Raw genomic sequence first — 12,300 nt, 5'->3', positions numbered from 1 at the left:
GTCTTTAAATTTAATTCGTTCTTATTTACTGTCGAGTATATTGGTAGCATGCCTAGCAAATAGTCCACGCATGTCATGTCTGTATGATTCAAGAATTTTTCTCCCAACATCGTTGTAGTCGCCACAATTATATAGTGCACGTGCCAGGATAATTTCGCGAAGAGCTTTTGTGCGTTTCGGCAACGGAAGCCTACTGTTTTTGCCTTTACCATCGTTCTCCAGATCGGTCATGGCATCGTCTAAATTCAGCATTGCATGGCCTTGCATTCCTTGCTTTGCCAGTAAGTCGGCCAGAGGTTTAGCCGCCGAAGGATCTGCGAGCTTCTCCAATGCAAGTGCAAGCGCACGGTGGTGCGAGAGAGTAACGTCGGAATCCAATTGTTCGGTAAGTTTCAACAATGCTGGTAAAGCCCGTTTGTCCAGGGTATTTCCAAGTGCCCAGATAATTCCGTCGGTCGGCGTGGGAAGGTGAGCATAATCTGCCATCGATCCCTGAAATATCTTTTCATCCCAGCCTTTAAAATTTTCAATTTCCGCTAATAAAGTCTCGATACCGTCCTTTTCGCCGCAAACTCCCAAAAGTCTGGCATACTGTAACTTTTCTTTTCCTTCCGACTCTTTATAAACTTTTTTTACTTCGCGTAATGCTTCTTCTTTATGCGTTAGAATTATTGCCAAAGGTTTGCCTGCTTCAGTCGGATTGGTTGCTTTTCCGTAGTCGGCAACTGCTTCTCTAACTGTTTTATTTGAAAGCGGAAATGAGTCGCCTAAATTGAGAACAGAATCGGGAAGATTACCTTTGGCAATCAATATTTTTTGAAGCTCTTTTATATCGATATCCCTTAACTCTTTACCTGAAGATATGGCCATTGACGCGGCTGCTCCGGCGGCATATCCCTGGTTAGCTAAGTCGAGTTGCATACGAACCATGGCGGAAGCATCGCGGTGCATACTAATTCCAAGTCCTGTAACAATAATTCCGTCCAGTTTTTTGGGGATCAAACTACGAAAGGGCGTATAGCAAGTTCCTCCCGGCGCAGGATGATTTTGTTTCCAGGATACCTTGTCGTGTGGCAAAAGAGCAAAATAGGGCGAACTGGGATAACCGTGCGAATCGTAATCACTTCCCGAAAAAACGATCACATCCGGAAAGGTGCGTTCCATTACCTGATCGAGGTAGTTTAGTTCGTATTCGCCTACAATCCGTCTACGCTCACGGCTTTGAATCAAAGAGCCAACATCGTAAATATTATCAGCGTTTTTAGTTTGCTGAACGCTAATTAAAGTTCGCCAAACATCCACAACATCTGTTTCATCAACCAGCAGGTAGTCAGTATTTACATAGTTCCCTGTTGGTTTTCTTGATGGTAAGCCGGTGCCTTGTAATGCGATTTTCCCATTTTCAATATCGCCATACATATAATCTGCACCTGCAGCAATAGCCACATCTGCATTGCCCGTACCATCAATTACTACATTGGCACGAATAACGCCTCTTCCTTCGGGCGTTGCTACAACAATTCCTTTTACATGGCCGTCTTCAACATATGCTCCACATCCTAGAACGCCTAACCAAATGTCACCGCCAACTTTTTTAATCTCGGAACGGTACCATTCCATTTTCGGTTCAATATTGGTTTTTGGGAACGGTACTTCTTTGGCAAAGCCTACATTACGACCATGCCATGGTTTTCCAATTAAACCCAGGGTGCCCACACCACCAAGACCTTCCTGGTATTCAACTACCAGAACTTTCATCCACATGCGGCCCGCAGAAATAGCAGCGGGAGCTCCTGAGGTTCCTCCTCCAACAACAACCACATCGTAATTCGCCAATACCGGCAAGCCTGTTTCTGGTTGTTTAATACTGTTTGGTGTATCATGTACAGGCCGGAAACCTGTAAGTATCTCTCCAATGTCTCCCTTAGAATTTGTAACAGAATTAATTTTAAAATGTATGTCTGAAGTCGGTTCTGTTGTTGCAGCTAATTCCGCTGATTTGTACCCTACCATTATTCCCGCTTCACATAAAGCTGCAGGCTTTAGAAGAGAAGCAGCAACTGTTCGGGGAACTCCTGCCATTCCTGAAAGCACAAACAGGTTTTCGACGTTTTTTGACTGAAAATAGTCTGAATCCAAATTAGGAAAGGAATTCCACTGATCTTGATTCTTCTTACAAATTATGGAGTAGGGAGGGACGAAGAAAAGAGATTCCGCAGCTCGCAGTTGTTCTTTGTCGTAGGTTTGCTGGCGTGCCAGTTGTTCTGCTTCTGCAAACGACGAGAAAGAAAGATCCTGCATTGGAATCGCTAACTTTTTCACCTCGTATTTTAGTGAATTATCATTTGCTCCGGGGAGAAGGATTGTACGTTCAAAGTTAATCGATTCGCCGTTCCATGGCTCCATTTGTGCCCCGGCCATTTGCGATATCCATCCATTATCGGTGGCATCGATGATTGTCTTTGCTGCAATAGCTTGACGTCCTGCGCGGTTACAGATAACAGCGCCGGCGAGTTTCTCATCTGTTGTCCATAAAAGATCAGAGATAAAAGAGCCGAATACAAATTCCACATTTGCATCCAACAAAGCTTTATTTAGCGTCGCTTTTACTTTTAACGGGGTGGTGATAAGGCTATCTCCAAAAATCTCTCGTTCCAGTTCGGTTTTAAGTTCACGTTCCGGTTGAACCTGTAAGCGTAAGGTTGCACATAAATCTTCTCCCAAATAAAGTTTTGGCGCTACTAAAAATACACTGGCCCCATTTTTTGAGGCTTCAACAGCTGCGGCAACTGCCGGAACGCTGCCCCCAACGATCAATACATCAACTGATTTTTCAAGCGGAATTTCTCTTTCCGATTGACGCACAAAATCTGATGATTCTTTTACTTTATTGCTTGCTTGTACGCTAGCGCACAGCAAAACCAACACAAGGATATTGATAACTTGCTTTATAAGCTGTTCCGAAAATCTATTTTTATTCTGGTTCATGTTTTAGTTGGTATAGGTATTTACTTGAAAATAAAAATGTTTAGTCGCCCTTTGTTGGTTTGGCAAATAAGAGCGTGTTTAAGCTGTGCTGTTATTATTTGTTAAGTATTGCTGAAAACCTTCTTAAGTTAAGAAAAAGAAAGAGTCCAAAATAATTTTTGGACTCTTTGCTGTATGTATATATAATCCAAAATCACTTAATAGACATAAATCTAGTACCCAGGATTTTGATCTTCCTGATTAATAGCAGGATTATTATTGATTTCATCTTCCGGAATAGGGAATAGCATTCTTTCATCCAGAATATTTTTACCTACGGCAGCGAAGGCTTCTTTTACTTTTCCTGTACGTTTTAAATCGTACCAGCGTCTGCGTTCTACCATAAACTCGTAGGCACGCTCCTGAAGAACAGTATCAACGAATTCGTCTTTGCTCATGCCAGAAGGATAATCAACCGGAGAAGCAACAGTAGGATCGTAACCGTACGCTCTTCTTTTTACCATATTTAAACGCTCAAGAGCAAGTGCAGAAGGTCCTCCTTCAGCCTGACAAGAAGCTTCGGCATAGAACAAGAAAGCTTCGGTGTAACGGTAAATCGGTACACTGTAAATGCTTAGACCATCTGCGTTGTTAATGAATTTTCTCATCAGTACAGGAACAGTTGAAGGCAGTGAAACCCAGTTTCCGTCTGCATCCTGATATTCGTAATAAAAGTTGAATTGCTTACGTAAATCATTGGTATCCCAACTGTCTCCAATAAATGAATTCATATCCGGTAACCAGGCGAAGTAACCGGTACTGCTGTTGTTATACGGATAAGCGCTTCCACGGTGCAAATAAGTTGGGATGGTTGATGTACTTGTTTCTGAGTGGTGAATAGACATGATATCCTCAGAGCTGGTTTCAGCTGCAAAAATCTTGTAGAAATCGTTAGGCTCAGTAACCCTTACCATTTCGTACATACCACTTTTAATTACATCGTCAGCTTTTTCTGCTGCCTCAGCCCATTGGCCTAATGTAAGGTATACATGAGATAATAGCATCTTTGCAGCCCATTTCCCTGCACGACCGGTTTCAGCTCCTACATCTTCCGAAAGATCTCTCTCTGCAACCAGCAGGTCATCAACAATTAGTTTATATACTTCACTTTCCGGCATTCTTGGAGATTCCAGTTCACTAAGGTCAGTACTTTCTTTTGTTTTAATAGGTACTGGTCCCCAGCCTCTAACCAATTCGAAATATGCCATTGCTCTTAAAAAGTGAGCTTCTGCCAAAATTCGCGATTTAGCTTCGTCGGTAATATCAACCATATCCACAACATTATCCAGTACTGCATTAGCACGGTTAACGGCACGATACAGCGTTAGCCAGTTGGTTTCACATCTGCCGATATTCTGTTGATTTAAAACCTGATCCATAATTGAAATCGGAGCCTGAGAACCTCTACCATTCAGATAATCACCATGTAATTCAATCATTAAGTAGTGGGTTATGCCATAAAAATCAGGTCCGGTGGCATCATATGCTCCATTTAAAGCTCCCTGTGCATCTATTTCGTTTTGGTAGAAATTAGCACGTGAAACAAAATCCTTTGGAACTTCGTCTAACATGTTTTCACAAGATGAAAACAGGATTGCGATTAAAATATATAATGTTATTCTTTTCATAATTTCGGAATTTTTAGAAATTAAGTTTTAAACCAATTGCATATGTTTTCGCATTAGGATATCCGCTTTGGTCGTGGCCCATATTCAATCGGCTGGCAATATTTTGACTATCTCCACCTTTGGTATTTACTTCAGGATCAAGTCCTGAATAATCTGTAAAAGTAAACAGGTTAGTTCCGGAAAGGTAAATCTGTGCAAAATCGAACCATGGAATACCCAATTTCTCGGTTGGGATTTTGTATCCTAAGCGTATCGATTTGACTCTTAAGTAGCTTCCATCTTCGATAAAGCGGTCAGAAACATCCATTTGAGTGCCTGCACTGATTTTAGGATATTTGGCATTTGGATCAGGGTTTTCTGCCGTCCAGTAATTGCCCATAATGTCTTTAAACTGGTTGTTTCCGCGTTGGAAAGAGTTAAGATGGGTTCCTAAAGTTGCATTAAAAATCTCATTTCCGTAAACTCCGTCCAGAATGATATTCAAGTCAAAATTTTTGTAAGAAAGAGATGAATTCACACCGTAGAAGAAATCAGGAAGCGGACTGCCTAAAATAACACGGTCGAGTGCATTTACTACCCCGTCGGGAGTTCCATCCGGGCCACTTAAATCTTTGTACACAATATATCCATCGTCGCCAATATGGTCTTCAACCAATCCGTAGAAACTTCCAATAGGTTCTCCTTCGCGGGCAATGTTGGTACTTGACCATGCAGCACCCTGTCCGGAAGCAAAAATATCACTGCCACCTGCAATTTCTACCACTTTATTTTTATTAGTTGAGAAATTAGCAGAAACGTTCCAAACGAGATCAGCAGTTCTAATAATTTCTGCATTTGCAGTGAATTCAAAACCCTGATTCTGAATCTCACCAATGTTTTGAAGGATAGAACCGAAACCAACTGAAGGAGGTAGCGGAACTGAAGCTAACAGATCGGTTGTGTTCTTCTTGTAATAGTCGGCTGTTAATCGCAACTTGTTGTTTAACAGACTTACATCAAAACCGATATCCATTTGTGACGTTGTTTCCCACTTCAGATCTGCATTTGAAATACCTGTTGGAACAAAACCCACTTCGTCGGCCTGGTTCGCAAATATGGTTTTAACAGTTCCTAAACGGTCTAACGACTGATAAGGACTTAAAGCTGTATTTCCTGTAATACCATAACTAGCTCTGAATTTTAAATCGCTCATGAATGTAACATCCTGCATGAATGACTCTTCAGAAACACGCCATGCTAAAGCTGCTGATGGAAATGTTGCCCATTTGTTATTAGCTCCGAACCGGGAAGATCCATCGGCACGAACACTAGCTGTGATTAAATATTTATTATTGAAAGAGTAATTAAAACGTGCTAACCACGATGCCAGCACCCATTCTGAATAGTACGAAGATGGCGGATCAACGATTTCTGCAGCGCCAAGATTGTAATTTTCAGTAGTATTATTCGCAAAACCGCTAACGCTGGCGTTTAAAGCCCTGCTCATGTATGTTTGGTAAGTGTATCCACCTGTTACCGTTATATCATGAAGGTCTGCAATTTCTTTTTTGTAAGTCAACACGTTCTCGTTCAGAAATGAGTTGTTGTACGATGTTCTTTGAGACGCACTTCCTCTGTCGTTGTCATAAATAATTGGATTGTAATAATCGCGCCATGCGTAAGAATATTCCAATCCGAGGAGCGTTCTGAAGGTCAAATCTTTTGTCAGTTTTACATCAAAACTTCCGTTACCAACAATGGTATTTGCTAATGTTGTAGTTTGACGGCTGGCAAAAATCATTGGGTTACGCATATCGGCTGAACCAAAATTGTAGAATCTTTCAATTTGAGTTGGCAGGCCTTCGTCGTCGTATACCGGCAAAGTTGGAGGGGCAGAAGCTGCCGCAGATAAAGTAGATGTTCCACGATAGCCGTTATCAACTGGAATACTGGTATTTGATCTTCTTGAAAGATTAAGATTAACGGCCATGGTTAGCCAGCTGTTTAATTCATGATCCAGATTCAAGCGAACTGATCCTCTTTTAACTCCTGAATTGATGATAATACCATCCTGATCGTAGTAGTTTCCGGATAATGAATAACGTGTTTTTTCTGAGCTTCCTGAGAAGGTAACCGTATGGTTTTGGATAGGAGCTGTTCTTAAAATTGCATCCTGCCAGTCTGTACCTTCTCCAAGGGTGGCGATCTCCTCATCAGAGAAGAATGGTTCAAGATTGCCGTTTCTCAGCCATTCATTGGAAACGATGGCATATTCCTGAGCGTTTAACAGGTCGTAACGTTTTGTATCGGTTTGAAAACCAATAAAACTATTCACCTCAATTTTACTTTTTTGACCTTGTTTTCCTCTTTTCGATGTAATTAATACAACACCATTGGCACCTCTTGCTCCGTAGATTGCCGTTGCAGATGCATCTTTTAAAATGTCGATAGATTCAATATCGGAAGGGTTGATAAAATTAATGCCCCCGGTTATAGGGAAACCATCAATAACATATAATGGTCCGTTATCACCAATCATTGAGTTTCCTCCACGGATTCGAACTTCAATCCTGGATCCGGGCTGACCAGAGTTTTGACTAACGCGAACACCTGATGCATTGGCTTTTAAAGCTTGCTCCATGTTGTATACCGGAACAGCTTCCAGATCTTCATTTTTAACAGATGATACAGCACCGGTTAAATCCGATTTTTTCATTGTTCCGTATCCGATTGCAACAACTTCATCCAGTCCAACAGTACCTTCTTGCATCGTAATGCTCAAATTTGACTGCCCACCAACAAGGACTTCCTGTGTTTCTAATCCCACAAATGAAAAAACCAGTGTTTCTTCCGGACCAACATTGGGCAAAATAAAGTTTCCATCGGTATCGGTAATGGTACCATTTGTAGTTCCCTTAATTAAAATTGTAACTCCAGGTAACGGGTTACCGTCCGTGTCAGCAACTTTCCCTGTAACAGTTTTTTGCTGAGCCTCTTCCGATGAAATTACCACAAGATTCTCTTCTACTATTTTAAAGATCATCCCTGATTCATCTTTAAAGACTTCTTCCATGATCTGGATAATGTCTTCGTTCTTTATTTTTACATCAATTCGTTTATCCACATCGATTAAGTCGCTTGGATATAGAAATTTATAATGACTCTGATTCTCAATCTCACTCAAAACCTGTTTAATTGAGTAATTCTTGTAGTTCAAGTCTAATTTCGTCTGCTGAGAGTAACTTTCTGCTGAAACATGTAAAACAGAAATAAGGATGATAAAACCTAATAGTTTCATTTTAAGTAAGGTTTGATTAATACCCTTTTCTTTCGAAAAAGATGTAAGTTTCTCAATTTTGTTCATAAATTTGTTTTGATTTTGTTTAACACTAATGTTACATTTTAAGCGTGTACATTTTGTTAGATTTTTCAAGGCCAGAGAATGTTGGTAGCATTTTTTGGCCTTTTTGTTTGTTACATAGGCATTATTGTTAAGTTATTTTTAGTTTTTTGAAATTATAATCGAATCATTTTCTATTTCATATGCAAAAGGAGTTGCAAAACTCATTGCTTCCAGTGCTCCTTCTATACTCACTTCGTCGAAAGTTCCGGTAAACAGAATTTTCTTCGTACTTTCATTTTTGAAAATGAAGTTTACTCCAAAGCGTCTTTCGAGCTGATTAACAATCATCTCAAATGATTCTTTCTCGAAAATCACTTTGTTGTCTTTCCACGAAACCGATTTTTCAACATTGGCATCTTTAGTTAAAACGGCAGTTTTAATTGACTTTAATGCTACCACGTTAAGGTTTTCATCCATTGGATCGGCAAGGCTGATCAAATCTTTTATACTGCTATTTTCTCCCTTGGTTAAGGTTATTTTTTCGTTTGGTTTTAATGTTATCAATTCAATTGCCTCGCTGTTTTCAAAGGCTGCCTTTTCAATAATCACAGTTCCTTCCAGTAAGGTGGTTTCTATTAGATTTTCATCCGGATAATTTTTAACGTTAAAAGTGGTTCCGGTAGCTTTCACATTAATTTCGCCTGCACGAACATAAAATGGTTTTTCCTTATTTGTTTTTACATCAAAATAAGCTTCGCCAATGAGTTTTACTTCACGTTCGCTATCGCTAAACTTACTTGGATAAATAAGTTTACTATCGGCATTCAGCCATACCTTTGTTCCATCGATAAGAACGAGTTGTGAACGAGATCCTTTAGGGGTACTAATTTCCTGATATGCCACTTCTTCGCTGTTCGAATTAAACAAACTTGTTTTTGGCGAAACAATAGCGAAAATAAGAGCTACCAAAATAAGTGCAGCAACAGAGGCTATGTTAAAGTATAGATAGCGTGATCTTATTTTCCTGGTTTTTTCGTCAACCAAAATTTGAGTGCGAAGGTGGCTATTGGAAAAATCCGGTTTGAATTTTTTGTGGTTGCCAACCATTTCAGAGGCATTGTATATTCCTTCCAACTCTTTAAAATGCTTTCTGTTGGAAGAGCTTTCGTCAAGCAACTTTTTTAACTCCTCTTTCTGAGAACTATCAAGTTGATTGTTTAAAAATCCAATTATGAGTTCGTCTAATTTTGTCATTTTTTTACTGGCTTACACTATTAAGACAAAAAAAATGTAAGCTGCAGTAAAAGAAAAGTCGAAAAAATTTACATTTTTTTTATGGGAATAGCTAAAAGTACTAGTATTGAGTCTTTTATCGATTCCTTTAGTTTTTGTAGTGCAATCGATATTTGTTTCTGAACGGTGTTTTTTGAAACTTCCAAGGTGTTGGCAATTTCTTCGTTCGATTTCCCTTCGTAACGACTCATTTTAAATATTTCCCGACATTTTTCGGGTAGCGAATCAATTGCATCTTCAATCTTGTTTTTTAGCTCTGTTGCTATATATATTGAATAGCCATTGTCTTGACTTATTGCCAGATAGTCGTACAGGTCGTCGAGCTGTACATTGTTTTTTCTTAATCTTGCCGATTTACTTTTTATATGGTTGATGCTGTTATTAATAACAGCTTTGTATAAATAGGAGTGAAGGGAACCAATAACTGTAAATTTTTCACGGTTTTCCCATAATTTTAGAAATGTAATCTGGACTACCTCCTCAGCCTGGTCTTTTTCGGCAACAATTTTTTGTGCATGATAGCACAATGGGATATAAAATTTTGTATACAGATGACGATAAGCGTGTTCATTGCCATTTTTTATGCCGCTAATCAATTCGTATTCATCCATACAGTTGGTTTAAAAATTTAGACGTTAGATTATGTTTAAATAAAAGGTCTGCTAATCGTTTCAAAAAGAGCTGATTGTATTTCTTTATTTAGGTTTTATTACAACAGTTTAATCGGTTTTAATGGCTTAATATAGAAATTTTGTATATAACTTCCGAAAAAATGAACGTTTTTGAAATTATTGATTCAAAATACACAACCTTTAAAACATTTTATTCCATGGCTTCATAATTCAAAGTGAAATATTATTTCAAGAATCGTGCTGAATAAATGCGACAGAACCAACATCCAAACAAATACAAACATTAAGCAAATATCTACCTCCCTATCATACACTAAAGTAACCTATATCTAAATCTCAAATTTGCTGGATCCATTTTCATAAAAAAATGCGATATTTCTAAATCAAAGCTTCAGAAGTATTCCTTTTGGGCCTACTCTGATCAATCTCTATTCTCAATTTAGAATACTTGGAGTTGCCCATAGTATGCCAGAGTAATATATCGATTAACCCGTTGTACGCTTTAACTCGCCAACGCATATTTGAAATTATTATTGGTTTACCTTTCTATAAATTAATGTATTGTTACAAAGTTACCGAAGTAACCTTTGTAAATATCCTGACAGAAAGCCCAATAAGAGTCTTGGCATGATTGCGTTTCAGCATAAACTGGTCGGCGAGTTGAGAAAACAATGTTTCTATCCTTTTTGTATACTTCTTGAAAACAGGTGGATACAAAGTGTAATCTTCTTGATTTGAGTGCATTGGAGTTTCCAGTTTTACATTGCAGGAAGAAAACAGGTCATGTGTGAGAGTTGGATAAATAACTTTTGTCGCCCAGCAATATACAGTTGTTTAAGCCAGAGTGTTTAACCTGAGATAAGTAATGAACATCATGAACGCTTGCTTTGCTTAAGTTCATACTGTGAAAGACACCACTTGCTGAGGTTAGTAAATGAAGCTTATGGCCGTAATACCAGGTTTTATTTACAGCAGAATATCCTTTATTGGGAGCCGTTTCAAAGTTTTCTTTGCAAACCTTGCTTCTTTGTTCACAGGCATGTTTGCTGACCGATATAAATACTGAATCGACAAGGAAACAGTCTTCTCGTTCATTGAGATAGCTGGCAATTGGCTTGTTCAACTCTTCAATAAAGGGGTACAAGCGCTTTCTCCTACGATTAAAGTTACTTCGGTCAATTAAGTTGAAAAAATCATCTGCATGTTCGGTTTTGATTTTTGCCCACAGGAAAGCTTCACTATCGATTCCAAGCGATTCGCCAGTAATAGCAAAAGCAATAATTTGACAGTCAGACATTTTGGGCAGGTTTCTATAAGAATAGAAATTGTCGAAAGAGTTGATCCGATTTTTAAAGACAGATTTAGTACTGAGGAAGAATCTGTCGTAATTTGATTTCTAGTTATGTATATCAGAAGTTTTTTGGCAAGAGGTTATACTTTTAAGATATTGAATATCATATTCATGCATAACTTTTTTATCTTTGAATATAAATGTTTTTAACTGCAGGCAATAATGGAACTCTGCATCTTGATCCATTTTTTGTTCGGTCTATAATAATCCATTTATTACCATCGTTTCCGGTTGTTATGTTTTGACCTGAAACTTTACATATGGATTCGTTGCAATATTAACCATTGCCACTGCAATATTCAATACTTTCTTCATGTGCTTATGATAACACCAGGCAGTATTTACACAGTTGTTGTATTTGGTTTTTAGGTATACATCAAAATCGTTAATAAACTTATAACCTATGTTGCTAAGGTTCCACTCCTTCTTCCCATAAACGTCAGATAAAAAGTTTAAAAGACGTGTTTTAGAGGTTTTATAGTGTTTTAATGTAGTTGCTGAAAAACCTTTGCCAATATTGGATTCTATTGTGTTCATGTAAACACCAAACATTTCAACTATTCCATGCTCTTCTTCTATGCCGCAAAGTTTGTTTTTAATATCAACTACATCAAACTTTTTGTTCCCGGCTTCAAACTGATTATAAATATTAAGAATATTAGATGCTACCTTATCCAATCGATTGTTTACTGTCTTCGCGCTATTTGTCGAGCCAGACATTCTTTCTTTGGCCAGATCCTATGAGTCTTGATCAACAAATAGCTTTGTCGATAATTCAACACGTTTTCCATTGAGCGTAAACCTGACATTAACGGGACAAGTTCTGTCTTCCCGCTACTTTTATTTTTTAAGTAAAAATGCAATTGTAATCCTCATAATCCATAAATTTTAACAATTTAGGTCTCGCTCACTGTCTAAAAATACATTATAAATGCCACTTTTGAAACAGTAAAACGAACCAAATCAAACCAATTAAAATGAAATGAATCAGCGAGTTACAGCGTTTAGCGAGACCCGTCGGATCTATTTAACCATAGGTCTCGATTT

General features: G+C 38.4%; 7 protein-coding genes. All 7 read right to left on the bottom strand.

The genetic code is table 11. The annotated features are described in order from the left end of the window. Nucleotides 1-21: 21 nt before the first annotated feature. Nucleotides 22-2,988, bottom strand: a complete 2,967-nt coding sequence (locus tag G4420_RS06575; RefSeq protein ID WP_163322739.1) for an FAD-dependent oxidoreductase — start codon at nt 2,986-2,988, stop codon at nt 22-24. 212 nt (nt 2,989-3,200) lie between these two features. Further along, complete coding sequence (locus tag G4420_RS06570; RefSeq protein ID WP_163322738.1) at nt 3,201-4,655, bottom strand: RagB/SusD family nutrient uptake outer membrane protein; 1,455 nt, start codon at nt 4,653-4,655, stop codon at nt 3,201-3,203. Nucleotides 4,656-4,668: 13 nt separating this feature from the next. Then, a complete protein-coding gene (locus G4420_RS06565; RefSeq protein ID WP_163322737.1) occupies nt 4,669-7,998 on the bottom strand; it encodes a SusC/RagA family TonB-linked outer membrane protein in 3,330 nt (1,109 codons plus the stop codon). Between the two features lie 138 nt (nt 7,999-8,136). After that, nucleotides 8,137-9,231: a FecR family protein gene (locus G4420_RS06560; RefSeq protein ID WP_163322736.1), complete on the bottom strand. Its 1,095-nt coding sequence runs from the start codon at nt 9,229-9,231 to the stop codon at nt 8,137-8,139. A 68-nt stretch (nt 9,232-9,299) separates the two neighbouring features. Then, nucleotides 9,300-9,881, bottom strand: a complete 582-nt coding sequence (locus tag G4420_RS06555; RefSeq protein WP_163322735.1) for an RNA polymerase sigma factor — start codon at nt 9,879-9,881, stop codon at nt 9,300-9,302. Between the two features lie 802 nt (nt 9,882-10,683). Then, nucleotides 10,684-11,199: an IS982 family transposase gene (locus G4420_RS06550; RefSeq protein WP_163322734.1), complete on the bottom strand. Its 516-nt coding sequence runs from the start codon at nt 11,197-11,199 to the stop codon at nt 10,684-10,686. Between the two features lie 288 nt (nt 11,200-11,487). Next, nucleotides 11,488-11,931 carry a phage integrase SAM-like domain-containing protein gene (locus tag G4420_RS06545; protein WP_163322733.1) on the bottom strand — a complete coding sequence of 148 codons (444 nt, stop codon included), beginning with the start codon at nt 11,929-11,931 and terminating at the stop codon, nt 11,488-11,490. Nucleotides 11,932-12,300: the final 369 nt, after the last annotated feature.

Source organism: Draconibacterium mangrovi (assembly GCF_010586825.1).
GTDB lineage: Bacteria > Bacteroidota > Bacteroidia > Bacteroidales > Prolixibacteraceae > Draconibacterium > Draconibacterium mangrovi.
The sequence above is the reverse complement of the archived record's forward strand: the minus strand, read 5'-3'. Positions and strand labels throughout refer to the sequence as shown.